22 protein-coding genes are annotated in these 26,925 nt (G+C 48.9%); 9 read left to right on the top strand and 13 right to left on the bottom strand.

The window, feature by feature from the left end; all coding sequences use genetic code 11:
- The first annotated feature begins 68 nt into the window (after window positions 1-68).
- Both O3276_RS23995 and O3276_RS23990 read left to right on the top strand, forming a co-directional pair.
- Complete coding sequence (locus O3276_RS23995) at window positions 69-551, top strand: hypothetical protein (RefSeq protein ID WP_269673564.1); 483 nt, start codon at window positions 69-71, stop codon at window positions 549-551.
- Between the two features lie 151 nt (window positions 552-702).
- Complete coding sequence (locus O3276_RS23990) at window positions 703-1,779, top strand: hypothetical protein (protein WP_269673563.1); 1,077 nt, start codon at window positions 703-705, stop codon at window positions 1,777-1,779.
- A 111-nt stretch (window positions 1,780-1,890) separates the two neighbouring features.
- Here the strand turns inward: O3276_RS23990 and O3276_RS23985 are convergent, their stop codons facing one another.
- The 8 genes from O3276_RS23985 to O3276_RS23950 form a co-directional block, all read right to left on the bottom strand.
- Entirely contained in the window at window positions 1,891-2,298 is a 408-nt protein-coding gene (locus O3276_RS23985; RefSeq protein WP_269673562.1) for a basic helix-loop-helix domain-containing protein, read from the bottom strand.
- A gap of 125 nt (window positions 2,299-2,423) precedes the next feature.
- Complete coding sequence (locus O3276_RS23980; protein ID WP_269673561.1) at window positions 2,424-2,909, bottom strand: hypothetical protein; 486 nt, start codon at window positions 2,907-2,909, stop codon at window positions 2,424-2,426.
- Window positions 2,910-3,096: 187 nt separating this feature from the next.
- Window positions 3,097-4,500 (bottom strand): hypothetical protein, encoded by a 1,404-nt coding sequence (locus O3276_RS23975; RefSeq protein WP_269673235.1) that lies wholly within the window; start codon window positions 4,498-4,500, stop codon window positions 3,097-3,099.
- Window positions 4,501-4,614: 114 nt separating this feature from the next.
- Entirely contained in the window at window positions 4,615-5,814 is a 1,200-nt protein-coding gene (locus O3276_RS23970) for a cadherin repeat domain-containing protein (protein WP_269673560.1), read from the bottom strand.
- Entirely contained in the window at window positions 5,768-8,461 is a 2,694-nt protein-coding gene (locus tag O3276_RS23965; RefSeq protein WP_269673559.1) for a LamG-like jellyroll fold domain-containing protein, read from the bottom strand. Before O3276_RS23965 ends, O3276_RS23970 begins: the two co-directional genes overlap by 47 nt.
- A gap of 246 nt (window positions 8,462-8,707) precedes the next feature.
- Window positions 8,708-10,102, bottom strand: a complete 1,395-nt coding sequence (gene sthA, locus O3276_RS23960) for a Si-specific NAD(P)(+) transhydrogenase (protein ID WP_269673558.1) — start codon at window positions 10,100-10,102, stop codon at window positions 8,708-8,710.
- A 138-nt stretch (window positions 10,103-10,240) separates the two neighbouring features.
- Window positions 10,241-10,474, bottom strand: coding sequence for a (Na+)-NQR maturation NqrM (nqrM, locus tag O3276_RS23955; protein WP_269673557.1), 234 nt, complete (start codon window positions 10,472-10,474; stop codon window positions 10,241-10,243).
- Between the two features lie 87 nt (window positions 10,475-10,561).
- Window positions 10,562-11,683, bottom strand: a complete 1,122-nt coding sequence (locus O3276_RS23950; protein WP_269673556.1) for an FAD:protein FMN transferase — start codon at window positions 11,681-11,683, stop codon at window positions 10,562-10,564.
- A 640-nt stretch (window positions 11,684-12,323) separates the two neighbouring features.
- Here O3276_RS23950 and O3276_RS23945 point away from each other — a divergent pair.
- The 3 genes from O3276_RS23945 to O3276_RS23935 are packed head-to-tail and all read left to right on the top strand — an operon-like array spanning window position 12,324 to window position 14,424.
- Window positions 12,324-13,217, top strand: a complete 894-nt coding sequence (locus tag O3276_RS23945) for a hypothetical protein (RefSeq protein ID WP_269673555.1) — start codon at window positions 12,324-12,326, stop codon at window positions 13,215-13,217.
- Window positions 13,217-13,858 (top strand): hypothetical protein, encoded by a 642-nt coding sequence (locus O3276_RS23940; protein WP_269673554.1) that lies wholly within the window; start codon window positions 13,217-13,219, stop codon window positions 13,856-13,858. The genes O3276_RS23945 and O3276_RS23940 overlap by 1 nt, the downstream gene beginning before the upstream one ends.
- 2 nt (window positions 13,859-13,860) lie before the next feature.
- A complete protein-coding gene (locus O3276_RS23935) occupies window positions 13,861-14,424 on the top strand; it encodes a hypothetical protein (RefSeq protein ID WP_101745668.1) in 564 nt (187 codons plus the stop codon).
- 150 nt (window positions 14,425-14,574) lie between these two features.
- Here O3276_RS23935 and O3276_RS23930 read toward each other — a convergent pair whose 3' ends face one another.
- On the bottom strand, window positions 14,575-14,904 hold the full coding sequence (locus O3276_RS23930) for a type II toxin-antitoxin system RelE/ParE family toxin (protein ID WP_269673553.1): 330 nt from the start codon (window positions 14,902-14,904) through the stop codon (window positions 14,575-14,577).
- Window positions 14,901-15,167, bottom strand: a complete 267-nt coding sequence (locus O3276_RS23925; protein WP_269673552.1) for a type II toxin-antitoxin system ParD family antitoxin — start codon at window positions 15,165-15,167, stop codon at window positions 14,901-14,903. Before O3276_RS23925 ends, O3276_RS23930 begins: the two co-directional genes overlap by 4 nt.
- A gap of 346 nt (window positions 15,168-15,513) precedes the next feature.
- On the opposite strand from O3276_RS23925, the gene O3276_RS23920 reads away from it, so the two are divergent.
- From O3276_RS23920 to O3276_RS23905, 4 genes are all read left to right on the top strand, one after another.
- A complete protein-coding gene (locus tag O3276_RS23920; RefSeq protein ID WP_269673551.1) occupies window positions 15,514-16,887 on the top strand; it encodes an L-serine ammonia-lyase in 1,374 nt (457 codons plus the stop codon).
- 122 nt (window positions 16,888-17,009) lie between these two features.
- Window positions 17,010-19,946 carry an aminomethyl-transferring glycine dehydrogenase gene (gene gcvP, locus O3276_RS23915; protein WP_269673550.1) on the top strand — a complete coding sequence of 979 codons (2,937 nt, stop codon included), beginning with the start codon at window positions 17,010-17,012 and terminating at the stop codon, window positions 19,944-19,946.
- Between the two features lie 13 nt (window positions 19,947-19,959).
- Complete coding sequence (gene gcvT, locus O3276_RS23910; protein WP_269673549.1) at window positions 19,960-21,090, top strand: glycine cleavage system aminomethyltransferase GcvT; 1,131 nt, start codon at window positions 19,960-19,962, stop codon at window positions 21,088-21,090.
- Between the two features lie 384 nt (window positions 21,091-21,474).
- Window positions 21,475-22,845 (top strand): YjiH family protein, encoded by a 1,371-nt coding sequence (locus O3276_RS23905; protein ID WP_269673548.1) that lies wholly within the window; start codon window positions 21,475-21,477, stop codon window positions 22,843-22,845.
- A gap of 42 nt (window positions 22,846-22,887) precedes the next feature.
- Here O3276_RS23905 and O3276_RS23900 read toward each other — a convergent pair whose 3' ends face one another.
- The 3 genes from O3276_RS23900 to O3276_RS23890 form a co-directional block, all read right to left on the bottom strand.
- On the bottom strand, window positions 22,888-23,427 hold the full coding sequence (locus tag O3276_RS23900) for a hydrolase (RefSeq protein ID WP_269673547.1): 540 nt from the start codon (window positions 23,425-23,427) through the stop codon (window positions 22,888-22,890).
- A 206-nt stretch (window positions 23,428-23,633) separates the two neighbouring features.
- Entirely contained in the window at window positions 23,634-24,932 is a 1,299-nt protein-coding gene (locus tag O3276_RS23895) for an anaerobic C4-dicarboxylate transporter (protein WP_269673546.1), read from the bottom strand.
- A 133-nt stretch (window positions 24,933-25,065) separates the two neighbouring features.
- On the bottom strand, window positions 25,066-26,640 hold the full coding sequence (locus O3276_RS23890; protein WP_269673545.1) for a hypothetical protein: 1,575 nt from the start codon (window positions 26,638-26,640) through the stop codon (window positions 25,066-25,068).
- Window positions 26,641-26,925 lie beyond the last annotated feature (285 nt).

Genomic DNA, 26,925 nt, shown 5'->3' with positions numbered 1-26,925 from the left:
AAAACCCACAGGTTTTGTATAACAATCTTCATCAACCTGCAGAAATTTTTAATACAACAGAACCAGTTATGATTATTCAACCTCAACTGGCAACGAACTCATCCAGTGCTTCCACGGTCAAAAGTACTCTTCAGGTGTCTGATGCCAGAGTTAAATGCGAAGCGTCCGATAAACGCAAGGAGGCCAAAGCCAGGGCTTCAGCTAAATACAGGGCATCCGAAAAATACAGGCAGGCCAGTGCCAGATTAGAAGCATCCCCTAAACGAAAGGCATACAAAGCCCAATACAACAGATCCGCTCAAGCCAAGAAGGCCAGAGCCAATTACGCAGCATCCCCTAGAGGCAAGGAGACCAGAGCCAGAGCCAGTGCTAAATACCAAGCATCCCGTAAAGGCAAGGAGACCAGAGCCAGAGCCAGAGCTAAATACGAAGCATCCCGTAAAGGCAAGGAGACCAGAGCCAGAGCCAGAGCCAAATACGAAGCATCCAATAAACACAAGGAGACCAGAATCAAAATAGATACAAGATCAAATCCATCTTTCCCTGAGTAACTGGTCAGCTTTCAAAGAGCTTTGCATTGCTATCAGGAATAGACGTAAAAAATTACTACTCCAGGTTGACATAAGTATTGAATGTGTATCAGGGATGAACTTTTATCACGAATATCAGTCTTAAGTTATAATTTAGTAATTTAATAATTCAATGAACTACTACAACAGCATACCTTCACACACCCCTGCTTTTTCTGGCTTTTATTTCGACTCTTTAAATTTAATAGAACAACCTTATCCTGTTGAACCACTGTCGATCTATCAAGGCAGGCCTGTTATCAGGCTGGACAATCCTTTTCCTGTTTACCATAGCCAATCAGCCGAGCTCCCGAATAATGAAAATTTTTTAAGATTATTGACTGAACATAATATTGACTTTCAATTAATTCATGACACGGCAAACCTCCTCAGAACTGATCTTGATGAGATACCCCAATCAGTTCTTGATGAATATGTACCATACCATCCTGCTTATGAAGGAACTAATATTCCACCATCATCAATAACAGAGGCATGCTTATCGGGGAGTGTGCCTGAAATCAGGGAGCCAACTACAATGAGCTATTGGAATCCAGATTATCAATTATTCAACCCCCAAGATTTTCAGCCTATTGCTGTAGTTAACACACCAAACCTGATCCAAACGACAATTGTCCCTCTCCAACAGACAGAAGAAATAACTGAGGGTAACGCTGCAATAATTAAGCACCAAACTGAACTTCGCGAAAAGGCTGCTTTCCAGCCCTATAATTTTCCTCCACGGCAGCACAACCGGGAAGACCCTGATTACGCCGAGTACCAAAAACTTCTCAATGGTCCCACTTGCATAGAGCACCAAAGGAGCCGTGACCAGAATGATCCGGCTTATGCTGCGCGCCAGAGGCAGGGCCAAAGGAGCCGCTATAAGACGATTCGCAAAGACCATTCTTTCCGTGAGCGTGAAAGGGAGCGTATAAGGCAGCTTCGCCGGAACCCTGAATACGCTGAACGCGAAAGGGTGCTCCGAAGCGAGCGCTACAATAATGATAAGGTTTATGCAGCCCGCGAAAGGGCACGCCAAAGGGCACAATACAAGAATGATCACGATTTTGCAGAACGCCGCAAGAAGAAACAAAGGGAGTATCAAAGGAAGCGCTACCATAATGATCCCGATTTTGCAGCATACAAAAGGGAGCGCCAAAGGAACTACCATAGAGCGCGCAAAGAAACAGCAAAAAAGGAAGTGTAACCAGGATAATCATTCTTACCCTGGTATCGCCCTGGGTGATTACCAGCTGCAGGTTAAACCTTCAAACAGTTACCCCCCTGCTGTGCATCAACGATAATACCGTTCAACCAATCAGAAAGGTCCGGGGGGATTTCTGAGTTGGTTTTCAAGGGCTCTAATGTGTAGACATGCCTGTCTTAATATCTGTAGTTTTGTTAATGATTTGCCAGCCGCTCCGGGAATTTTATTTTTAAGTGCCTCATAGGCATCGTTCATTCTACTGACACGTTGCCTTTCTCTAAGGCTAGCTATTCGCTTCTGCTGATCAATAGCGGCCTGCGCGCTTTCACTTGTGGTGAGATCAATATATTCCCCTTCCGTTGGTGTGAAATAAAGGTTCAGGTGATCAACTTGATGAACATAGAACTGTTTGAACGTTGTCTCTTTATTTGTATGATTGGCAGGATTTATTCCTACAGCGCCAGATGATTCATCTGGTGGCATCTGATCTGGCTGCATTGGTATTGTATTAATATGCATCTGATTTATTACCTTCTTCATTTTGAATAATGAATATAGCAAAAGTACTCACCAGCACCTTTTAAGCTCATGTTTATGGTGCCGTCCCGGCTTTGGTAAGTAGAAAGACGACACTTTACCAAAACTCAAGGCGCTGGCATGGTAACTTCAGAAACCTCAAAGTTATCGAAGTACGCTGTACGTGCATACGCTGTTTTCAGGAATAGGCCAATACGGCTTCTGTCTACTGCGAAGCCATAAGATGTCAGCTTCTGCATGCCATTACCATCCAACAGGTCATAGAAGAACGTGTACCTGTCAACCCCGGTGCCATTACCATTTTCAATCACTTCCATTCGCAGTTTGACCTTGCCAGTAGCATGGGCACTGACGTTAATAAGCGGGTTGTTGGTACCAAGGCCTTGAAGGTTAATAAGTCCATCACGGCCACTCCAATAGTCCAGGCCATAGGAAAATACCGGGTGTGCACCATCTTCATCCGCATAGACAGTAAGGCCTGCAATTTGACGATTTTGTGCGGTGTTCAGTTCGAGCTCTGTTTCCACTGCCCAGGACTCAGAGGCGGGTGCTGTAAAATAAGCAATAGGGCCATTGTTACGTGCCTTCCACATATCCGTGTTGCCCGTTGTGGTAATGTCGAGACGATCATTAACCAGCAATTCCCGCAAAAAGGGAAAAAATAAAGATTTTCCCTTAATTGTCTCATTACTTTTTTGGACACAAACAAAAAACTCAGCACAAAATCTGATCCATAGGTTAACTTAAATTCACTGAAGAAAATGGGTTATTATTTGGTAACTATGCCGTATCAGGGAATAAACTCCGGATGCTGATCATTTTCCGTTTTGGCTGTTCACTTGGTTTCACTCGCTTGCCTTTCGGTTTTGGTTCAGGTGTACCCTGCAAGATCAGCCCCTTCATGAATAACACCCAGGAACTAACCACAAAAATCTCAAAAAAATTCCTCTGCTTTTCCCAAAAAATCTTTTTCCGCTTGTTAGCCTTCAGCGCTTCATTAAATAATGGGCAGGAAAGCTCAACAATTTGATCAATCAGAAAGGCAAGAAACATCAGACAGGCAAAGTTGCTTGCCAGATTCTCTTCACCATGACCATAGTTATGCTCAAGACTGTAACCCAAATTCTTCAGTGTATTGAACGTTTCATTTTCAATTAACCACCGTGCGCGTCCTCCTCGCATGATTTTCATGCAACACATATGGTTGTGAATGGGCAGGCTGGTTACCCAGCTATTGCAGTACTTTATTTTTCCATCCGAATCCGTTTCCACATAGTCGACATAATTGACCATAAAATCAGGATGTGACTTATTGAGTGGAACATCGTTTACGTAGCGAAACGAATGCCGGTGACCCCGTTTGTCGGTATAAGTGAACCGACGGACTTTGCCTTCCCGGTCCAGATCATCAACGGCTTCCAGCAAAGCCTCATGATCACTGTCCTTGGCAACAGTGATAAAATTGTGACCATAAGACCGGATGAGTTTAAGGGTTGGCCCCTTGGAATAGAGACCATCTAAACCCAGTACCAATTTCAGGTGGTAGTGTTCCCTGGAGAGATCTTCCAGAATGCGTTCAAGGGCACGCACTTCACAGTCATTTTTGGAAGCATCTTTTTGTTGAGTAATAGGTTCTGGCATTAACGGCAGAACTGTTTTCAATCCTGGCTTTACAAGACAGATCGCGGATAACTGATGATAGAAAACAGTTGTTTTTTTAGGATTGTCGGCGTTTTTTGTGCAACAGTTTTTACAATTGATACTCTTTGACGTAAAAGTTTGTGTGCCATCAATGGGAGCCAGGTAGCCCTCTTTAAAATATTGAAAATGTTTCAATTTCCCACGACGCTGACAATAAGCAAAAAGGGCGAGAAACAGTGGTCGAATATGCTTTGTCTTAACGTGATCAATTATTGATCTCAGATAGGTATCACAGGGTATATTTTGAACATGATATAAACTCTTGGCGTTTTCCTTGATAGTGGGCTGTTCACGTTTGTCATCGCAGGCCAGTAACGATGGATTTTTGTTATGAAAAACAGCAAGGGCATACATAAACAAATCGGAAATGGAAAAATTTGATGAGCGCCCTTTTTGTGAGCGAGGATCGGGAATCTCTTGAACTTGTTCAAAGACAAGATCAATGAGGTCAGTAGTAACCGAATGATTATGAGAGGTAGGCATAGGATACTGTGTTGCTATTTTGCCAAAAGCATCATCTATTTTAGACTGCGTAGCTGAAATTGTCCTGTAAGCTTCCAGACCTTGGGAACAGCGGGCTTTCAGTCGTTGTGGGAATTACTGATCATTAACCTCATCGATGGTAATAGAAGCCAGTGAGCTATCAGGGATATCCGCAGATAAGCCAGAGTCGGTCAGCGTAGCGCCTGCAAAAGACGTCGAATGAGTAGTAAGCAGCGGCAGCCCCACAGTGTTGCCAATTGAAATGGTAAAGGTCTGTTCAGAAGAGTAGCCGTGCTCATCGGTTGCACTGGCAACGAGGCTGTATGAAGGTTTCAGGTCAAAGTCCAAAGCTGCTATTAGGGTCACAGTACCATCAGGGGCAACTGCGAAATGACTGAGTCCATCACCGCCCACTGCAGAATAGATGACGGTTGTGTCGCCACGGTTGGCATCCGTTGCAGTGAGCGTCGTAACGACAGTGTTGACCGCCGTATCCTCCATTACCAGAAAAGCATTGCTGGTGAATTTCGGAGCCTGCTCAACCTGGTAATTCAAGTCAAAGAACGTTTCCTGACCCCGGTCGTCGACAACCTTGAGGTTTATGGTCTGTGCGTCCGCATTCGTTACACCCTCATTAGAGTAAACCTGACCACTACCATGAACGTTCAAACCCGCTGAAAAGGCACCACCCCATGGCCCATAAGTACCAGTGGCGGTATTTTTCTGGAAGACGAGGAGTTCACCTCCCTCAGGATCGCTATAGTATTGGCTGAGATCAAAAGGTCCAAAGGGTTTACTTCCCTCAATCGTACCAAGGTCAATGGTTGACTGAGTGACCACCGGAGCCTGGTTGGTATGAGCCACATAGCCAGAAGCCACTTTTCGGAAGCTGGAGGTATCGCCCCGGTTACGGCTGGCGTCAGCCATAATGGCATCCACTCGCCAGAAAACCTGGTCGGTGTCGTTAACCGTCTGTACAACTTCAGTAGGGCTGCCTGTCCAGGCAGCTGCCAAGCCACTGTCCGGGTTATCAACATCCGTTTTGTTTGAACTGACAAAGAGTTCATAACCTGCCGCACCGTGCACGCTTGTCCAGTCAAATCGAACATCTCCCGCAGCAACAATACCGTTATAAGCAGGCGCAATCGGGACCGGTTGAGTCCGTTGATAATTGGCAGCAACCTGAGCGTCATTCAGGGCATAGTTAAAACTTTGAATCTCATCGATGAGACCGTTAAAGCCCTTGCCGAAAGTCAGACTGTTAAAGTTATAGGTATAGCCCACGTGGGGGGGCGGAATCGATGAGCTGACCATCGAAGAAGAGCTTGTTGATACCGCCATATTCATGGACCATGGTTACCTGATGCCAGGTCCCTGTTGCAATGTCTACAGCCCCTTCATTGGTGTATTTGGCGTCGATTTCATTCCATTCTATGGCACCGGCCAATTGTGAAGATGGCCAGTGCATTTTTATGCCAGTACCATGGTTGACGATATCAATGTTGAGTGACTCCTTATCATAAGAACCATGGAGTAAATTAACGTTAGAACTGATCGCCTGGGCGGAATTAAACCAAAAAGAGAGTGTCATGCTGTGATGGCGTGCAGAGGGTATTACATCATTGCCGATCACCAGGCCATGGGGGTCGATAGATGTGTCGTACGCCTTGCCACTGACGCCACCGGAAACGACCGCTGCCTCATTGACTGCCGCTTTCGCGCCACCAGAACCCAGTGTCTGTGATTGACCTGAAACAACATGGTCGAAGTCGATTAGACCATCGACGTGAGGTGTTCGTTTAAAGAAATTGAATTTCCGGGTTGTGGTATAACCACCGGTTTCCTTGATATAGATATGAGCGACTGACTGACCTTCATCAAGGTTCACGGCGGCAGTATTCGCTGTAGCAGTGACAGTGATCGTTTCACCTGCTGCCAGTGAAGCAGATGTCCTGTCAAGGCTTAACCACGGACTGTCTGCTTGAATTGACAGAGTCTGACTTACATCTGTGTTGTTGGTAATGTCGTATTCCTGATGTGGTAATTTGCCATTACCATCCCAGTCATAGACGACTTCCTGCGTCGGGCGGGCGATGATCGGGTACGTTGGCTTCATCGCCTGTGGAATCACCTGGACGGACGGATCGCCATTGAGTGTCCAGAGAATATCACTTCCTGTGAGACTCCGATGCCCATCACACATTCTATGCCAATGTGCCAGTCCCATAGGCTCACCTTTGGTGAAAATATCGAAGCGGCTATGACGGTAGAACGGTTCACCAATACCATTATTTTTGCCAAGTGACGCCACCGGGCGAGTCCCTCCCATGACACCAATGGATCCATAACGCAACTGTGAGGCACAAAGGTTATTGTCGAAACCAACTTCACAGGCTTCACAGGAGCCGATCTCGGATAAGTACGGGTGGACATTGTTACCATGGTTGCGTGAGAGATCGACACTGAGGCCGCCTTGTGTCCAGGTGGGTGTACCATGGCCACCGGTACGGATATAGCCAATATCGTAGTTGGTCAGGAAGTGGTCATTCTGCCACTGTTGGAAATCCGTCGGCACGTGACCATCGCCAACAACGCCTCCGCGAACCCGATACTCAACGCCTGCAAATTCGTAGAGAGCAGCATTGATATTCCAGGTTGTGTCGTTGATATCCGGTCTGTAGCGCCAGGTGGTATCGGCCTCGTTTTCGTAGTCGATAAACTTCTGCAAAATCGCATCCACATCACTGTACTTACCAAACTGACTGCCTTCACCCGCCACCTGGATACGCCCAACGAGGACACTCCACTGCCCTGAATGCCCTTTACCCCAATCGCCATTACTGTAGAGAACGCCATCGCCATCGGCATCAATCGTTTCATTCACCAGGTCCACGTAGTAATGGTCGGTAGCCGCTACCCCATAGGTATATTCGTACCAATCTTTAACTTCACCCGCATCGACTTTAGCTTGGCGTTCAAAGCGTGAGATACCGCCTTTGGCAATGGCCATCGGCACATCGCCCTGGTAAATATCGGGATCACCGACCATAAGGACATACAGAATATCCTTGCTCTGATAGTTATTACGCAGCCAGGTACGTATGTTATCCGCCGCATAGGCACCATGACCGCCACCGTGATCCTTTTCAGTGACAACATATACGGTAAAGCCGAGGGCTTCTTTATGGGCGATAAAGTCATTTAACTTTGTCAGATTTTTTCTAAGCTTCTCGGTGGTTACAATTGCATAACCTTTACGGTTAAGACGGACATCATCCACATCTTTCATTGGCGATGGCGTGTCGAAGTTACCATTGCCGGTATACCATTGGGCTCCGAGCATTAAAGGGGGCCTCTTCGTCTCCCATGTCTGGCCGAGGGGATTCCACCACCGCTGGATCGTGCCCGGAGTCAGGACGATACGATAAACTTCCATCAAACTGTCATTGTAGTCATCCAAACCTTGTAAAAATGCTTTGTGCTCTCCTTCGCCGGGCGTAGCCGTGCCCAATTTGATACTGGTTAAGTCGCCACTTGTCTGGGGTAGAGTGAATTGAAGGGTTTCCGGACCAATTTGTAACTGAACGCTCTTGCCTTCAGAGCTGGCAGGGACATTTCTGAGCAAAAGGTTTACATCGTAAGAAATGTTCTCCAGACCTTTGATTGTCCATTCTGCTTGAGAACCAGCGGAACTTCCGCTGAACAACAAGTACTTTGCGCTTGCTTCCCAGGTGATACCTGCCCCCAGTTTGGCGTCCCAGCCGCGCAGGGTGACCACACCTGCGGCGTTAGGCTGAGGGTTGCCTTTGGGAATATCTGCAAAAGTGAGCTGTAGGGATAGTAGAGATATCAATAGAACCAGCCACACCTGTCGTTTAGCCATTGTTTCTCGCAGGCTGGTAGCGGGGTCCCGGTAAATGTTGAAAGCCGGGGTCACGAAAGCTGGGGGCAGGTCTTTCATGGTTCACAACTCTGGTCGTTTACGGTGATAAGAGAAAAAGGCGGCAAAAAGAGGAGGCGGGAAACGGTGGCAGGTCTTTGCATAAAAGCAAAATTCAAGTCCTGCCTCAGAAACGTTCTTAGTATAACAAACAGAGTCACCCTCTGTTTGAATGATTAGGCTAAAAAGGGTGTTCCGGAACGTCAGCCGCACCCGGAAGCGTTCAAACTCCGGAGGCAGCTGGGATGATAAGTCGATTAAGCAGGATCAAAACAATCGGTTCAGCCCATCCAGGGCAGCAACACGGTAGGCTTCCGCCATGGTCGGATAGTTAAATGTGGTATTCAGGAAATAACGGAGTGAATTGGCCTTGCCCTCTTGCCGCATCACCGCCTGACCGATATGGATAATCTCCGAAGCCTGGTCACCAAAACAGTGAATGCCCAACACTTCCTGGGTATCCCGGTGGAAAAGAATCTTCAGCATGCCAACCACCTCGCCAGTGATTTGCGCCCTGGCCAGCCTGGAGAAAAACGCCTTGCCCACTTCATAGGGAATGGCATCTGCCGTCAGTTCTTCTTCGGTGCAACCCACCGAGCTGATTTCCGGGATGGTGTAGATTCCCGTAGGCACTTCATTGACAAAGTGCCAGTCCTCACTGTTACAGAGGTGTGCTGCCGCCGAGCGTCCCTGGTCATAAGCGGCACTGGCCAGACTGGGCCAGCCAATGACGTCACCCGCCGCATAAATATGGGGTAATGAGGTCTGATAGCTTTCATTAACACTTAACTGGCCACGGCCATCGGGCTTAAGGCCGATCATTTCCAGCCCCATTGCCTGGGTATTGCCTGTCCGGCCATTGGCCCAGAGCAACATGTCGGCCTTGAGTTTCTTGCCCGACTTGAGGTGCAGCACCACGCAATCATCCATGGTCTCAAGTTTCTGGAACTCTTCATTATGGCGAATAATGACGTTCATTTTGCGCAGCTGATAGCTCAGGGCATCGGAAATCTCTTTATCAAGAAACGACAACAGCCGCTCACGGGTATCAATCAAATCCACCAGCACGCCCAGACCAGAGAATATCGAGGCATATTCAGAGCCGATAACACCGGCACCGTAGATAATCATGCGTCGGGGCGTAGAGGACAGCTCCAGGATGGTATCGCTATCAAAAACCCTGGGATGGTGGAAGTCGACACCGGGTGGGTGGTAGGGACGGGACCCGGTGGCAATCAGAAAGTTGGACCCGAACAGACGTTCCGTATTCCCGCTGGGCTCAGTCACCTCCAGAGTGTGCTCATCAATAAAGACACCACGGCCAAAGTAGAGATCAATGCGATTCCGGGCATAGTACATGGTACGGGACTGCACCTGCTTCTGAATCACCGATTCCGCCCTTTTCAATACTTTGGGAAAGCTGAACCAGCGGGGATCACCAATCTCACGAAACATGGAGTTGGTATTGAAATCCATGATCTGTTTGACAGAGTGGCGCAGAGCCTTGGATGGAATCGTACCCAGATGAGTACAGCTGCCACCGACAAAGTTAAACTGCTCAACGACAGCGACCTTTTTACCAAGCTTGACGGCATTCATGGCCGCCCCCTCACCCGCAGGCCCCGACCCAAGGATGACCAAATCGTATTTACTGACACCCATTTATTCGATTCCCCCGGTTCCAAAACATTATCCGTTTATTCTTTTTTACAGCTTATACTTTGAGTGTCCAAAAGCTTTACACCAGAAGGCTGTCACTGGTGTCGACAACCAACAAAACACAAGCGTAACCAGAAACGATTACGCCTTTTCACTCTGATTTGCAGCCGTCGCGTCATAAAACAGGTCATCATTCACCTCGGAAAGAGGATCTGTTTTGTCGCCGCCGCCACAAATGACACAGCTGTCCTTCAGGCCAAGATTACTAAGGCCACCACAGGAGCCTTTAATCGGCTTATTGGCAAAAATCACACCCACTGCCATAGCCGCAATGAGTACCAGAAAAGTACAAAATGTAATCAGCATAATGGTCATGACTGATTCCTCCATTATTTACCATGAAAGGGTTCAGGTGATACACGGAACCTGTTTATAGAAGCGCTATTTCCCGCTCAAGGTGGTTCATGGCTGTTGAACCAGGTAAGGCTTAAAGGCCTCACTGGTTACCGTTGCAAATCCTTCATCCGTATAATAGGCAAAACGTGCCGCAATACCCAGCCTGTTCGCCAGTTCCAGTCCTTTCTCATCCCCCAGCACCATAAACATGGTGGCCAGGGCATCGGCTCGGGCCGAGGTATCGGCAATGACAGCCACTTCCGCTACCCGCTTGGCTTCAGGCCAGCCGGTAACGGGATTAATGGTATGTGAGTAACGCTTGCCATCGACTTCAAAAAAATTCAGATAATCACCAGAGGTTGCCAGTGCCTTGTCCAGAGGCTCAACCAATGCTGATACGCCGTTTTTTCCCATTTCAGGACCGATCACCGCCAATCGCCAGGGGGTGCCATTCGGCTTGACACCCTGAACCAGCACTTCGCCACCCACCTCTACCATAAAGTCATCAATACCCTGAGCCCTGAGAGCCGCTGCCGCCTGATCAACACCATAGCCCTTGGCGATGGAACTCAGATCAACAAACAACGCCTTTTCACGGGTCAGGGTTGAGCCTTCAGGATCCGCTTTCAGACTCTGATAACCAACCTTGGCCAGGGCTTCCTGAATAGCGGTTGCCTCGGGAATATGGCCCGGATACTGGTCCTCTATCCATTTAACAAACTCCGGAGCATTGGCCAGTGGGTGGGAGTCACTATCCTCGTGACTGTCGTTGACGGCAACCCATTGTGTCGGGCCAAAGCCCCACAGGTTCACCAGGGGGCCTACGGTAATATCGTAGGCTCCATCCGACAGATCAGAAATCGCCCTGGCTTGCTGAACCAGCTGAACAATATCACTGGACAGTTTAAATGGCTCCCCTATAGGGGCCCGGTTAAACTGCATCAGCTCAGAGTCAGGCTTATAGGTTGACATCCGTTGATCCACATCAGCCAGAGCATCCTGAACTACAGCAGACACATCCTTTACCGGATGACTGAACAGAGTCGCTACATAACTGACGTTATAGGTCGTTCCCATAACCTGTCCCTGAAAGCTATTCAGCCTGGGCCGCGTACTCAACACCAGAAATACCGCCACCAGCACAATGATGGCAGGTATCAATGATCGCTTCAGAGATCGGGAAAGCAAGTGGAGCTCCTAATAGATAGTGGTTCAATAGGGCGTGGGTCAATCTCAGGCAGTTCTCTTAACACCGTGCGGGCAAGGATAACTACCTTATGTCGGTGCGCTGGAAAAGATGCTCTGAGAAAGCTCCCGGCTGAAAGTCTGGCCGGATTCTAGCACCTGCCTGTGGGATAATCATCAGGGATTAAACGGAACGATTCGGGCTGTTACTTAGGAGGCTGACCAAGAATAGACTGCCCTACTGCGGTGGCAGCAAATTGGTCTAAAAATTCGCTTTTGTTCGGCAAATAGCCCCGCTATTCACCTCACAAAACCGAATTTTTATCCTCAATTTTCTGCCATCCTCGCTACGGGCGCTATTCTCGGTCAGCCTCCTAGTCTGCAAGATTCAAGGCCTGTAACTGTTTTTTTTTGGTTTCGCTATACTATTTAGCGCAATTAAAAAAAAGTTTTTTTATAAGCAGGGAAAGGGAATGGCGGGTTTAGAGGGAGTCAATCGGCAGAATCATGCGTCGCTGTTTGGTTCTGTCAAAAGTCGTATAAAAAAAATTGGAGCAGCTTTTAATCGTACCGTTGCTCCCAATAAGGCAACCAAACATATTCATCAACAAGCATCTGGCCGCCCCCCAAAAAATCTGTTCACATGCGTGGAGCAAAGACGGTTTCTCCACAAAATCATGTCAATCCAACCGCATCATCATCAAAATCCAAAAGAACTCAATTACCACAACGCCAGAAAGCATCCGGTGAAGGAGCTGCACTGTACAAAAATAAAAAGTACCGCCGCCTGGTTTCCAGGGAGCGGGTAACCGCTCAATTTCAGCAGCCCCAGCAGGTCTCCAGAGACATATTGAATGCAGCCTGGTCTGCTCATAATCAGGGTAAAACCCCCTGGGGAAAAAACCATGCACTACTGGTAAAAGGCGGTCAGCTTGGTCAGGTCAGCAACCATATTTCTCTGCACAGTCAAGCCATTAAGCAACCATTGGCAACCAACAAAGGTGAAATTGAGCAGCAGGGCAGGCAGGTCATTGATAATTTGCAGAAAGGTTTTAACGAGCTGAGCCAGCTGCTTAATCAGCAAGGCGGAATCATGCATCCAACAGAATTCCAACAACTGAACGGGTTATTGCGAACCTTTCACAATGAACAGAAGCTGATGCTTCAGGTTATGGATGATCCGGGAGTTGCCAGTGTTGCAGGCTCACTGGATCTGACTCAGGCTATGGAGCTTAAACGACTTGGATACGACCTGACGCCTACTATGGTCAAGCATTTCAGCTCCTTTAACGATAGCCAACTGATACGGGGGTCTGATCAAAATTTTGGTTCAGGTGCTATTCACTCAGTGACTAAACTCCAGTTTCAGACCAGCACCGGGGTGGTCGAAAAATCTTTAAAGGTGATGACCCTGTTGATCCTTGCCCATTTGATTCCATTACTGGCGCAAAAAACTATCTTGATAAAAGCAAACCAAGATTTGCCACACGCAACTTTGCAGCAGCAAAATTTGACAACCTGCTGGGAACCGGACTGATGCCTGAGATGGAGCTGACGGTGCACGACGGACAAGTCGGCGTACTGATGGATGTGGCCAAAGGTGTCAAGCCTTACGACCAAAGTACTAACCAATATAACTGGACCCCGGTTGAAGACGATAGCCAGCCTCAAAAAGCAGCAAAGATTCAGGAACAGCTCAACAGTGCAGAATGGCTTGATGGAATCTGTGCCCAGCAGGATCGTCATCCAGGCAACCTGTTTATCGATCCGGAAGACGGTAAGGTTACGCTGATTGATAATGACATGGGTTTCTACCCTGGCCTCCATCAGGTACGCACCCCTTCAAAGCCCGGAGGATTTCGCCGGTTTGCAGGAAGTACCGCAGGGTTACCTTCGGTGATTGATGCCAGAGTCTATGAGAAACTGATGTCAATCACCCCGGCGCAGATTCACCAGCAAATGGATGGATTGATAACCCGAGAGGAAGCAAAGTCTACGGTCAGCCGTGTGAAAGAACTGCAGAGCCATGCCTCCATGCTGGCAAGCAATGGCCGGGTTATTGAGAATTGGCAACAATGGAGAGATCCGTCCACAGGATTGAATGCTGCGCAATTCCAGCGCCACCATGCACCCGACAGCTATCTATTATCCGTCCAGGGACAATCACAAGGTTTATAGTTATGTTTGAGCACGAAGCGGGCCGTAACTGTTATCAATCGGCTGTTGCACTCCTGACCAGCGAGGGGCTGCCCTGTCCACCGTTACATCACAAATTTATCGGTAAACTTCAGCAAATCCCCCATTCACCGCTGTTCACGACAGCTCCATCCCTGCCCGACCCCTATCATTTCCAGTTCTATCTGAACCAGTTACTAACTGGTCAGTGCCCAAGCATGGTCGTCTTTGGCGTATCCGGTCATGGTTTTGCTTCCAGAGCAATGCACTACTACATGATTGATCAACACATTGCAGTGCTGTTTCAGGATGGTCTACCGGAAACGCCGGAAGGCTGGCAGGAAAAACAGATTGTGGACTATGACCTCACCAGCCAGCTTTACATTGCCTGTCAGGACTCTGTAGCAACCAATCATCTGGCATCCGATGAAAAGCTGGTTATCTGTCGTTCATTCTTTCAACCCGGACAGTGGGGTATCATCAAGCAGTCCGGAGAGAAAGTGAAATGGGAAATGGCCGCCAACCCACTGGAAGCAGCTGCTGACTGGCTAACTGGCAAACAGGTTTAATGTTCAGGTAAAAAATCACACTCCAGTGCATAACCGGTATCATATATGGTCCGCCCCAAAAGCTGGGGTCTTGCATCTTGAACTTCCTCCCAACATCGCCGCCCCATCAACCAACTGAGAAAGAAGCACTCCTCTCCCGCAGGCTGCTTTCTATAACTCATCAAGCAACTCATTTAAACGTGCTGGTAAGTCCATACTGCTGTGCAAAATAGACAGGACGTATAAAACTTCCGATTGCGCACCATCGGAGGATTTTACAAATACATAGTGCTTCTTATAACGCAAAAAACTGACGCCACTGATGATGCTCTCCGGTAGCGCTTTCAGTAGAGCGTGGTTTCTGGCGACGCTGGTTAAATATTGATGCAGTCCATCAATGTAAAGATCGGCCTGTTTTTCTCCCCAATGTTTATAGGTAAAGAGCCAGATTTCTTCCTGCTGAGCAATGGCTACCGGGTGAAAGCGGTAGAGTTCGCTCACTCATCACCTCCGGAATTGTTCAGTCTCTTTCTGGCTCTTGCCTTGATGTCATCAGCGTTGAATGATTGAAACTCGTCTTCCGGTGTATTCAAGATGGGCTCCAGATGCCCTTTTAACCATTTGGCCGACCGCTCTTGCTGGCGTTTGTCGTTGCGGATCAGGTCCCTCAGATAGTCGCTGGCGCTTGAGTATTCGCCTTGTTTAACCTGCTGGGCAACCCAGTCTCTGAGCTGGTCGGGTAATGAAATATTGAGTGTGGCCATAATTGTCTCCTTTATCATCTTATGACTGAATATTAGCAGATATTGGCAAAATTTGGCATTTTGGCAGGAGAGGACTTACATGCAACTTGTTACCATCACCATCAGCTCGCTGTGAAAATTTGTTCCTTATTGAAAACTTGTTTATTGATGTGAGAGGAAGGTATTGTTACGCTTGCCGTCAGGAATTCAGTGATCTGGTCAAAACCCGTTAATAACCCATTGATGCCTGGTTTCAGGCTGGTTTCTATTAATGGCTCTTATGACCATCTTTCTTTTTGATAAATAACAAAAAAATAGCCCTGAAAGCAGATATCACAAAAATATACCAACAAATGGAGTCATGGCGATGAGCTTAAGTATTCTCGATTTGTTCAAGATTGGTGTAGGGCCTTCCTCATCCCATACTGTGGGTCCAATGGTAGCCGCCAACCGCTTCCTTGACGCCCTGCTCCAACAGGGGCAGCTTGAGAATACCCGTCAGATTCGTATTGAGCTCTACGGTTCCCTGGCCATGACCGGTGCAGGCCATGCCACCGACACGGCCGTGATGCTGGGCCTTATGGGCGAAAAACCGGACCAGCTCGATCCTGACCAGGCTCCGGCATTGATCAACAATGTCCGCAGCACCGGTGAGTTGATACTTGCTGGCCAATATCCGATTCCTTTCGTTGAAGATCAACACCTTCACTTTTTGCATGGTCACTCCCTTGCCAAGCACCCTAACGGTATGACCCTGAGAGCCTTTGATGCAGCAGGCCTCGAGCTTTTTCATGACAATTATTACTCCGTGGGCGGAGGGTTCGTACTGAATGAAGAGGAAACCGAGCAGACGACTTCGGCAACGGACATTCAGGTCCCCTTTCCGTTCAATAACGCCCAGGACCTTCTGGATATCGGAGACAGAACCGGACTCTCCATCGGTGAAATTGTCCTGGAGAATGAACAACATCTGGGAAGATCTGACCAGATCCAACCAGCGTTGCTGAATATCTGGCGGGTAATGGACCGCTGCATCAACCGTGGCTGTGAGCAGACCGGGGTACTTCCTGGTGGTCTGAACGTCAATCGTCGTGCACATCAGCTGCACCAGGAACTGTTGAACCGCCCGGAAGACCAGCAGGATCACCTGGAAGTCATGGACTGGGTCAACCTGTTTGCCATCGCCGTCAATGAAGAGAACGCCGTTGGTGGTCGTGTCGTTACCGCGCCAACCAATGGTGCAGCCGGTGTTATTCCGGCGGTTCTTGCCTATTACGATCGTTTTGTTCCGGGTAGCAGTGAAGCGGGTATTGTGACCTTTCTGGCCACCGCTGCTGCCATTGGCATGCTCTATAAAAAGAACGCCTCAATCTCGGCCGCCGAAGTGGGTTGTCAGGGGGAAATCGGGGTGGCCTGTTCCATGGCGGCAGGCGCTCTGTGCGCCGTCATGGGCGGCAATAACCGCCAGATTGAAAATGCCGCTGAAATAGGCATGGAGCACAACCTGGGCCTGACCTGTGACCCGATAGCCGGTCTGGTACAGGTTCCCTGTATTGAGCGCAATACCATGGGCGCTGTCAAGGCCATCAATGCGGCCCGCCTGGCCCTGAAAGGTGACGGGCAGCACCGGGTATCCCTTGATGACGTCATTGAAACCATGCGTCAGACGGGGCTGGATATGCAGGATAAATACAAAGAGACTGCCACCGGTGGCTTGGCTGTTAATGTCGTGATGTGCTGAAACCCGAACCGAAAACAACATTTGTCTTTTATTTCCACTACTGACCTTTGTCTTTAACAACAAATCCGTCAGTTCAAAAAATTTTTATTAAAATAACGTAATAGTGACAACAGGACGACAACATGGCCGTTGAACACACTTCTACTCTGCCGACACTGGCAGAACTGGAACATAACGATGCCTTTACCCATCGTCACACAGGCTCTGACCAGCAAGAGCAGCAGGCCATGCTGGCAAGTCTCGGGCTTAAATCGCTGGCAGAGCTGATCAATGACACCGTTCCGGGCAGCATCCGGTTAAATCGGGAGTTAGCACTGCCTGCGGGAAAAACAGAGCAGCAGGCACTGGCCGGGCTCTATGACCTGGCCCGGCAAAATACAGTGAATAAGTCGTACATTGGCATGGGCTATTACAACACCGAAGTGCCCAATGTCATTCTGCGTAATCTGCTGGAAAACCCCGGCTGGTATACCGCCTATACCCCTTATCAGCCCGAAATCTCCCAGGGCCGGTTGGAAATGCTGCTGAACTTCCAGCAGATGGTTATGGACCTCACGGGTATGGAAGTTGCCAATGCCTCCCTTCTGGATGAAGCAACTGCCGCTGCCGAAGCCATGACCCTCTGCCTGCGCAGCGTGGGACGCAGCAAGGCGGCCTCACAAACATTCTTTGTGGCCGATGACGTGCACCCACAAACCATTGATGTGATGAAAACCCGTGCCGACTGGCTGGGCATCAACGTTATTGTTGGCAACCCCCATACCGAGCTGGGCAATCACGATGTATTTGGTGTGCAGCTTCAGTATCCGGGCACCTACGGTAACATCACAGATGTTGAGAGCATTGCCACCATGGCCCGGCAACAGGGTGCCATGGTTTCAGTAGCCACGGATCTGCTGGCCCTGACATTACTGAAATCCCCCGGGGAACTTGGCGCTGATATTGTTCTGGGTAACAGCCAGCGCTTTGGCGTGCCCATGGGCTTTGGCGGCCCCCACGCTGCCTTTTTTGCCACCACCGGTAAACTGAAACGCTCAATCCCCGGCCGGGTTATCGGGGTATCCAAAGACAGCCGTGGCAATACCGCCCTGCGTATGGCCATGCAGACCCGTGAGCAGCATATTCGCCGGGAAAAAGCCACCTCCAATATCTGTACCGCCCAGGCTCTGTTGGCCAACATGGCGGCCGCTTATGGGGTCTACCACGGTCCGGAAGGGTTAAAAACCATTGCAGAACGCGTACACCGCCTGACCCGAATCCTTCATCATGGACTCACTGAAATGGGTTTCCAGTGCAACCAAACCTTCTTTGATACCCTGACCTTCAAGGTAGGCAGTGAGCAGGAAACCATTATCCAGCGGGCGCTGAAATATGGTTGTAACCTGCGCCGAATCGGTTCTGACCGCCTGGGTGTCAGCCTTGATGAAACCACCCGCTCTGAAGACATTATTGAACTGTTCAATATCTTTATGGGTGACGGCAAAGAGCTGAATATTGCCTCCATTGACCGTCAGATCTCGGCCAATAACAGTCAGCTGTCTCATACCCGGAGCAGCATCGGACTCGCACCGGAACTGCGACGTTCAGACAGCATCCTGAGTCACCCGGTATTCAACAGCCATCACTCAGAAACCGATATGATGCGTTATCTGAAGCGTCTGGAAAACAGGGATTACTCACTGGTTCATGGCATGATTCCACTGGGTTCATGCACCATGAAGCTCAATGCTGCGGCAGAAATGCTGCCGGTTTCCTGGCCGGAATTTTCCAGTATTCACCCCTTCACCCCCAAAGACCAGGTGCCGGGTTACCTGACCATGATCCGACAACTGGAACAGGCTCTGGTGGAGATTACCGGTTATGACGCCATCTCCATGCAGCCAAACTCCGGAGCCCAGGGGGAATATACAGGCCTGCTGGCTATCCGTAATTATCAACGGGCAAACCGGCAGGAGCACCGCGATGTTTGCCTGATCCCCTCTTCCGCTCACGGCACCAATCCCGCTTCAGCGGCGATGCTCGGCATGAAAATTGTGATTGTCGCCTGTGATGATAGCGGTAACGTGGATGTCAATGACCTGAGAGCCAAAGCTGAAGAGTACAGTGACCGGCTCTGTGCCCTGATGGTCACCTACCCTTCCACCCACGGGGTCTACGAAGAAGAGATTCGCACCATCTGCCAGATCATTCATGATCATGGCGGCCAGGTCTATATGGACGGTGCCAATATGAACGCCATGGTTGGTGTCTCCCGCCCGGGCGATATCGGCTCCGATGTCTCCCATCTCAATCTGCACAAGACCTTTGCCATTCCCCACGGTGGTGGCGGTCCGGGTATGGGCCCCATTGGCGTCAAGAGCCATCTGGCCCCTTACCTGCCTAACCATTCGATAAGCCCGGTCGAAGGCCACAATGAAAGCATTGGCGCTGTATCTGCTGCGCCTTACGGCAGCGCATCCATACTTCCCATCAGCTGGATGTACATCACCATGCTCGGCAGCCGGGGTCTACGGGAGTCAACAGAGCTGGCCATCCTGCATGCCAACTACATGGCAAAACGGCTGGGTGATCATTACCCGATTCTCTACCAGGGCAGAAACAACCGCGTTGCCCACGAATGCATCCTTGATATTCGTCCAACCAAAGAAGCCTGCGGTATTACCGAGGAAGATATTGCCAAACGCCTGATGGATTATGGTTTCCACGCCCCGACCATGTCTTTCCCCGTGGCCGGGACCCTGATGATCGAGCCAACCGAGTCCGAATCCAGGGAAGAAATAGACCGCTTTATTGCTGCGATGATCTCAATCAAGCAGGAAATTGATCAGGTCGCCAACGGCACATGGCCAAAGGACAACAACCCTCTGGTCAACGCCCCCCATACCATGGCAGACCTGGCGGAAGATGAATGGCAACGCCCATACAGCAGGAAGGTCGCGGCGTTTCCATCAGCTGCCGGTCATAAGTCGAAATACTGGCCTGCGGCCAATCGCATCGACAACGTTTTTGGCGACCGCAATTTTATCTGTTCATGCCCCGGCATTGATAATTATCAATAAATGGAGATGAGGTATGTCTGAAGCGTCTTCTGAAAGCCTGAAAAGAACCCCGTTATATGGTCTTCATCTGGCCCGGGGAGCAAAAATAGTGCCTTTTGCCGGTTATGAAATGCCGGTGCAGTACCCATCCGGGGTTAAGAATGAGCATATCCATACACGCAGTAAGGCCGGGCTTTTTGATGTCTCCCATATGGGGCAGCTGAAACTGTCCGGTGAAGGGGCTGACTATTTCCTGGAATCCCTGGTGCCGGTTGATATTGCAGACCTTGCCATTGGCAGGCAGCGTTACGCCCTGTTTACCGATGAGGCTGGGGGTATCCTTGATGACCTGATGGTCACCCGTTACCACGACTGCCTCTACCTGGTGGTTAATGCGGCATGCAAGGCGCAGGATATTCAGCATATCCGGTCCAGACTGCCGGAAGGTATCAAGCTGGACGTTCTCGATGACCGGGCACTGCTTGCTCTTCAGGGACCCATGGCCGCAGAGGTTATGGCAAAGGTTGTTCCTGAGGTGGCTGAACTGGTCTTTATGGACTCCCGCCAGCTATCCATCGATGGGGCACCCTGTTTTATCAGCCGTTCCGGGTATACCGGGGAAGATGGCTTTGAGATTTCCATCCCGGAAAAAGACGCTGAACGCATCACCCGGCTACTGCTCGACCATCCGGAGGTTGAATTAATTGGTTTGGGTGCCAGAGACTCCCTCCGACTGGAATCGGGCCTCTGTCTCTACGGCCATGATATGGATGTCAATACCACCCCTATTGAAGCGAGCCTGATGTGGGCCATCAGTAAAAATCGTCGTCATGACGGTAAGCGGGCAGGCGGTTTCCCCGGAGCCGAAAAAATTCTGCAGCAGATTGAGACCCGACAGGTGGCCACCAAACGCATTGGTTTGGTTGGCAGTAGTCGAGCCCCGGTTCGTGAAGGGGCAGAACTGGTTGATGATCTCGGTCATCCTATTGGCCGGGTAACCTCCGGCACCTTTGGCCCAACGGTTGGGGCACCGGTTGCGATGGCTCTGATCAACGCTGATTATGCGGCATTGGGAACAGGAGTGTATGCACTGGTCAGAGGTAAAAAGTTGCCAATGACCGTCAGTAAAATGCCATTTATCGAACAGCGTTATTATCGGGGCTGATTGATATCTCATAATGATTGCCAACTGACATATGGCAGTTGGCAGCTTTGTTGATTTATTATCCCCTCTGGTTCCCATATCAATATCACCATCCTCATTTCTATCGTTAGCCAATGCAATGAGTATCACTAACCCTTGGTATTTAATAAAAAATCAATGAGATAGGTCTTTTCCGGGGTAGAAAGTTAATATTTATTACGAAATAATGCATAATCAACCTAAACAGAGTGTAATCAACAGCTAGCAAACCTACTGGCTGCGATATGCACTGATTCATTTAGACCACGACCACGCTCCTGACTCATTTATTTGCTGGGCAGGAAATTTGAGGTTTTTGAATCATACTTTCGTACATGGCTGAGTTTGAGGAGCCAGGGGCTTGTTATGAAGCAGTTTACAGCCGTAAAAAAGAGAGAGACCAGCCTGCGTCACTGGTTAACGTTTTTAATTCCATCACTGATGGGTCTGTTGCTATTTGTCACTCCGGTCAGTATTAATGATGAATTTACCATTCCTGTGGCCCTTCTGGCCGGCGGGTTAAAAGCGCTGCTCAAAGACCAGCTGACCACCATCATTACCATTATTGTGTGCTTTACCGGATGCATCACCATCATTACCAAGCTGTTTCAGCCACAAGCAATAATGACGCGCCCATTTCTTAACTCTCTGTTTGATATCACCCCACTCTGGTGCCTGGTAAGGGTTGCTGGCATGGTCTTTGTGCTTTCCAGCTTTTTCGAGTTTGGTCCGCAAGCCATCTGGTCAGGAGCCACTGGCGGCATGGTTTTGAATGACCTGATGCCGACCCTGTTCTCGGTCTTTATCTTTGCCGGACTTTTGCTGCCACTATTAATGAACTTTGGCTTGCTGGAGCTGCTGGGCACCCTGATGACACGCATAATGCGACCAGTATTCAACCTGCCCGGCCGTTCAGCTATTGACTGTATTGCCTCATGGCTGGGGGATGGCAGCGTTGGTATCCTGATGACCAGCAAGCAATATGAAACCTCCTATTATACTCAGCGTGAAGCTGCGGTGATCGGTACCACTTTCTCTGTTGTGTCAATTACCTTTTCACTGGTGGTGATTGCCCAGGTGGGTCTGGAACACATGTTTACCCGCTTCTACCTGACCGTCTGCTTTGCCGGGCTGGTTGCCGCTTTTATCGTCCCCAAGCTGCCTCCCCTGTCCAGAAAAAAAGACGTGTTCATCTGCGGCAAAACCCGCAGTGATGATGATGAAATTATTCCTCAGGGTACCAGTGCTTTTGCCTGGGGTCTGGAGCAGGCACTGGAGAAAGCCGCAAAAATCACCAATCCCATGAAGATCATTCAGGATGGTGGCAAGAACGCCATCGATATGGTGTTTGGGGTACTGCCAGTGGTGATGGGCATTGGTACCATTGCTCTGATCATTGCCGAATACACCCCGGTCTTCCAGTATCTGGGCATGCCTTTTCTGCCGCTGCTGGAGTGGTTGCAGATTCCTGAAGCCCAGGCGGCCTCAACCACCATGATGGTGGGCTTCACCGATATGTTCGTGCCCTCTATCCTGGCGGCATCCATTGACAATGATATGACCCGGTTTGTAATTGCGGCATTATCCCTGACTCAGCTGATTTACCTGTCTGAGGTGGGTGCTTTGCTCCTGGGAAGCAAGATTCCGGTCACCTTGTTTGAGCTATTTATTATTTTTATTCTAAGAACGCTGGTCACACTGCCCGTTATTGCCGGGATTGCCCACCTTATCTTCTGACATCGAAAAATGAGCCTCAGCCTACTGAGGCTCAGGTCCGAATCATTTAATCAGCCTGGCGACATCACGAAACTGTGGTGCGTCGGCAGATTTCATCAGTTCAAACAGCGCCATTTCAACGGTTGTCAGATCAGCCCCCAAGGCTGACATTTTATCCAGAGCCACCTCTTTGCTCTGTAATGTTCTTGATGAAACCCCATCAACCAGCACTTCTACCTCATAGCCTCCGGCAAGAAGGTCCATCGCCGTCTGATATACGCAGATATGGGTCTCTATGCCGGTCAACAACACCTGTCTGCCACCGGTCTGTTCCAGTGCTGACATAAAAGCAGGCTCACCACAGGCACTGAAGGATGTTTTTCTCACCGGGCTGAAGTCCGATAACTCATCAGCCAGTTCAGGAATGGTGCCCCCCAGCTTTTCCGGAACCTGCTCCAGCCAGATAATCGGCACATCAAGCAATCTGGCCCCTTTAACCATGGTCACAATATTATCAAAGAGTGACTCATGTTCATGCATCAGAGTGGCCAGCTTGCCCTGAACATCGACAACCACGAGCACTGTCGTATCAAGATTTAACATACCTGTTCCCCCTGCCACTTAGATCAATATTATTTTTTGAAACCAGGAGCCTGTCGGACTTAAGCGTCCGTAGCGAGGATTGCGAGAAATTGAGGATAAAAATTTCTGCTTCTGAGGAGAATAGCGGGGCTATTTGACGAAGAAGCAGGAATTTTTAGACCAATTTATCGCAACCGCAGTAGGACAGTCTTAAGTCCGACAGGCTCCTAGATAATAACCGGAGCCAGCAGAAAACCAAAAACCACACAAAGCAGGATGCAGATCACTCCAGGTACAAAGAAAGGATGATTAAACACCATCTTGCCGATACGGGTAGAACCTGTTTCATCCATCTCGACCGCTGCAAGCAAGGTAGGGTAAGTTGGCAAAACAAACAGGGCACTCACGGCAGCAAATGACGCAATAGCGGTCACCGGGTCAACAATCATCAGGGCGGCTGGCATCAGAGCCCGGGTCGTTGCGGCCTGGGAATACAGTAACATGGACGCCAGAAACAGTGCCAGGGCAAGCAGCCAGGGATAGTGATCAAGAATATCCCCGGCGGTCTCCTGAACATTCTCAAGATGGGCACCAACAAATGTATTACCCAGCCAGGCAACGCCCAAAACACAGATACATGCACTCATACCCGACTTGAAAGTCTGGGCATTCAGAATGTGATTGGTATCTATATGGGTAACCAGGGTAATCAGGCACGCTGCACTGAGCATAAAGGCAAAAATAGCGCTGTCTCTGGGCAGTACGGGATTGTCAATAACACCCACCTTATCGCTGACCAACGTCGCATATACCACCACCGCCAGGATGCTCAGGCCAAAAATCAGCACGGACATCCTTGCGCCGGGCTTTATTCGATTATCCACAACCTCTGCAGGTTGAATCAGCCCTTCAGAAAGCTTGTGCAGATACACTTCATCCTTGTGCAGTTCACAGCCAAGGTAATTACACACCAGCGACGTCAACATCACGGCAACAAATGTGGTAGGAATGCAAATCAGGAGCAGATCCAGATAATCAACACCAAAGGGTTCCAGCATACCGCTGAATACCACCACAGCTGCGGAGACCGGAGAGGCGGTAATGGCGACCTGAGAGGCAATCACCGAAATACTCAGAGGTCGGGATGGGCGAATACCATTCTCACGGGCAACAGCGGCAATAACCGGCAATGTTGAATAAGCCGTATGGCCTGTGCCAGCCAGCAACGTCATAAAGTAAGTGATAGCCGGAGCCAGGAACGTCACGTACTGCGGCCGCCTTCTAAGCAATTTATCCGCAATAAATACCAGATAATCCAGCCCGCCAGCGACCTGCATGGCTGCCACAGCACCAATGACAGACATGATGATAAGGATCACATCCACCGGAATGGTGCCAGGATTCATCCCAAGCCCCAGGGTAAGCACGACAACCCCGACAGCACCGGCAAAACCAATACCAATGCTGCCCAACCGGGCTCCCAGGAAAATAAATGCCAGAACAATGATCAACTGCAACCAGGTCATGCCAAATCCCCTGAGAAATTAATCTTAAGTCAATGGATAGATAATTTAAGATAGCCTGAAAACGGCAAAAGACGTTTCAACACCGGTCAGGTGATGCTCAGAATCAGAACCGAAACAACCATCAGGAGAGGCATTACAACTCGTCCGGGGGAGGGAACTTGATACTGTGCATGGTATCTTCAATGTCAGACTCCCACATTGAGGGAACCACCCAGGACGTCAGAAAAACAGTGGCCATCAGGCCGGCTGTGAGCGGGAAGTAATTATTAATACCAAACTGCCCCATCAGCAGATAAGAAACGGAAGGGGTACCAATAAATGCCAGCCCGGGCACGAACCAGGAAAACAACCTGCGCGTGGTGAAGGTAATGACCTCACTTTTAGAGCGAACGGATGCCTCCGCTGCCAGGCACAGGTTTTCGGTGTAAACCCGGAATGTGGTAACATTCGGTACCTGTTTGACCACCTTTTTACGCACCGTTCTGGTTCTCTCCCTGGGAGTCATTCTGTCACCCCGTGCCCCCCATACATAAGTGTCAGGATGCTGATAATAAATTTCGGTTTCATCTTCCTCTTCAACAACCTCAATATCTTTGCTGCCACCTTCGTGTAACATCACTTCACAATAATTCCAGGCGATGGGAACAGGCCCCATGGAAAAATACCCTTTCCTGTCCACCCTGATAATCTGACCACTTCTGAATGCACTGCGCTTTGATATGGTTTTATTCCAGTGATGCAGAAACGTTCGGTCAGACTCCTCATACCGACCTGTTCGTTGGAAAAAATCCGTCTCTTCAAATTCGACAACTTGATAGACGTCAGTTACCAGCTCCTTTGTTGCATAATAGAAATTGTACAGGGACGAAAACAGTGAATTTTCTTCATCCCATATCTCCAGCCTCGGCATAAAAGGTTTTACAACATCAATAACAATCAGTTCATTTTTGTGTTCCTCTGACATTTTGGTTCCCACTTCTGCCGTCTCTGCCCCGAGGCGTTCCACCAGAACGGGATTATTATGATATTTATTGTCGGTAATGCCCGGACTGCGCACCTCAGAGCCCAGTTTAAAATCAGCAACAACATTCTTTACAACCCAGCCATAAGGCACGCCTGCAATAGCATAAGGCCAGTTTGTAGTCCCGGTATCTTCATTCAAAATATTATCAAAGGTACCGAGCATGACACTGTCCATATACCTCATATAGTGTTTACCACGGCGCACCGGATCTAACACGTGATGGTTGAAGACATCCTGATACTCCGAAGCAAAGTTGATAAAAGGACGGATCAGGAGGTCCATCATCAGGTCATTAAACAGGTAGTTACTATTATCAATGATCGACATGTATAGAGAGGTTGCCTTCTTATTTCTGGATCGAATCAGATCCTGGTAATATTCACTGTCTGTATTTTGTTTCTCGGGTTCATTGCTGGCTTCATTTTCTTCAGCATCATCATCCAGATCTTCCACAGTTAAATCGTCTTCATCATCAAGATCTTCCTCAATTAAATCATCTTCACCATCCAGATCTTCCTCAATTAAATCATCTTCACCATCCAGATCTCCCTCAATTAAATCGTCTTCATCATCCTGATCTTCCTCAATTAAATCTTCATCATCCAGATACATTAATGATTCTGAGATATTTTCAGTATGCTCATCTACGCCGGCCGTGGTATTAATGGCCAGCAAACTGAACATAAGAACAATTAAAAATGAGAAATCATGAACAACTCGATTCTGCCTCATCATACTCCCCGGAAAGCATTTTATTCTTTTCAGGCATATCACCATTCAATAATGAAAGACAATTTCATCACTTAAAAAAAGATAAATAATGTAATCAAATCGTAATAATCCGATTCACAAAAATCTTCAGCCCTTATGGGACAACAAACACGTAAATTTGTTCCATTAAAAAGTCCAAAGGCCGAAAAATACTGAGACACCTGTGCTGGGTGCAAACATTGAGTGGACGACAGCAGT

The organism is Endozoicomonas sp. GU-1 (genome assembly GCF_027366395.1).
In the GTDB taxonomy this organism is placed as follows: Bacteria; Pseudomonadota; Gammaproteobacteria; order Pseudomonadales; family Endozoicomonadaceae; genus Endozoicomonas.
This window is presented reverse-complemented; position numbering and strand designations above follow the sequence as displayed.

Excerpts from the sequence above, each read along its gene's own strand:
- gcvT (WP_269673549.1), top strand. The coding sequence starts at position 19,960 with ATGTCTGAAGCGTCTTCTGAAAGCCTGAAAAGAACCCCGTTATATGGT.
- O3276_RS23935 (WP_101745668.1), top strand. The coding sequence starts at position 13,861 with ATGTTTGAGCACGAAGCGGGCCGTAACTGTTATCAATCGGCTGTTGCA.
- O3276_RS23940 (WP_269673554.1), top strand. The coding sequence starts at position 13,217 with ATGCCTGAGATGGAGCTGACGGTGCACGACGGACAAGTCGGCGTACTG.
- O3276_RS23890 (WP_269673545.1), bottom strand. The coding sequence starts at position 26,640 with ATGTTCAGTTTGCTGGCCATTAATACCACGGCCGGCGTAGATGAGCAT.
- gcvP (WP_269673550.1), top strand. The coding sequence starts at position 17,010 with ATGGCCGTTGAACACACTTCTACTCTGCCGACACTGGCAGAACTGGAA.
- O3276_RS23905 (WP_269673548.1), top strand. The coding sequence starts at position 21,475 with ATGAAGCAGTTTACAGCCGTAAAAAAGAGAGAGACCAGCCTGCGTCAC.
- O3276_RS23965 (WP_269673559.1), bottom strand. The coding sequence starts at position 8,461 with ATGAAAGACCTGCCCCCAGCTTTCGTGACCCCGGCTTTCAACATTTAC.
- O3276_RS23970 (WP_269673560.1), bottom strand. The coding sequence starts at position 5,814 with ATGGTCAGCTCATCGATTCCGCCCCCCCACGTGGGCTATACCTATAAC.
- O3276_RS23945 (WP_269673555.1), top strand. The coding sequence starts at position 12,324 with ATGCGTGGAGCAAAGACGGTTTCTCCACAAAATCATGTCAATCCAACC.
- O3276_RS23920 (WP_269673551.1), top strand. The coding sequence starts at position 15,514 with ATGAGCTTAAGTATTCTCGATTTGTTCAAGATTGGTGTAGGGCCTTCC.
- O3276_RS23895 (WP_269673546.1), bottom strand. The coding sequence starts at position 24,932 with ATGACCTGGTTGCAGTTGATCATTGTTCTGGCATTTATTTTCCTGGGA.
- O3276_RS23985 (WP_269673562.1), bottom strand. The coding sequence starts at position 2,298 with ATGCATATTAATACAATACCAATGCAGCCAGATCAGATGCCACCAGAT.
- sthA (WP_269673558.1), bottom strand. The coding sequence starts at position 10,102 with ATGGGTGTCAGTAAATACGATTTGGTCATCCTTGGGTCGGGGCCTGCG.
- nqrM (WP_269673557.1), bottom strand. The coding sequence starts at position 10,474 with ATGACCATTATGCTGATTACATTTTGTACTTTTCTGGTACTCATTGCG.
- O3276_RS23990 (WP_269673563.1), top strand. The coding sequence starts at position 703 with ATGAACTACTACAACAGCATACCTTCACACACCCCTGCTTTTTCTGGC.
- O3276_RS23900 (WP_269673547.1), bottom strand. The coding sequence starts at position 23,427 with ATGTTAAATCTTGATACGACAGTGCTCGTGGTTGTCGATGTTCAGGGC.
- O3276_RS23995 (WP_269673564.1), top strand. The coding sequence starts at position 69 with ATGATTATTCAACCTCAACTGGCAACGAACTCATCCAGTGCTTCCACG.
- O3276_RS23980 (WP_269673561.1), bottom strand. The coding sequence starts at position 2,909 with ATGTGGAAGGCACGTAACAATGGCCCTATTGCTTATTTTACAGCACCC.
- O3276_RS23925 (WP_269673552.1), bottom strand. The coding sequence starts at position 15,167 with ATGGCCACACTCAATATTTCATTACCCGACCAGCTCAGAGACTGGGTT.
- O3276_RS23975 (WP_269673235.1), bottom strand. The coding sequence starts at position 4,500 with ATGCCTACCTCTCATAATCATTCGGTTACTACTGACCTCATTGATCTT.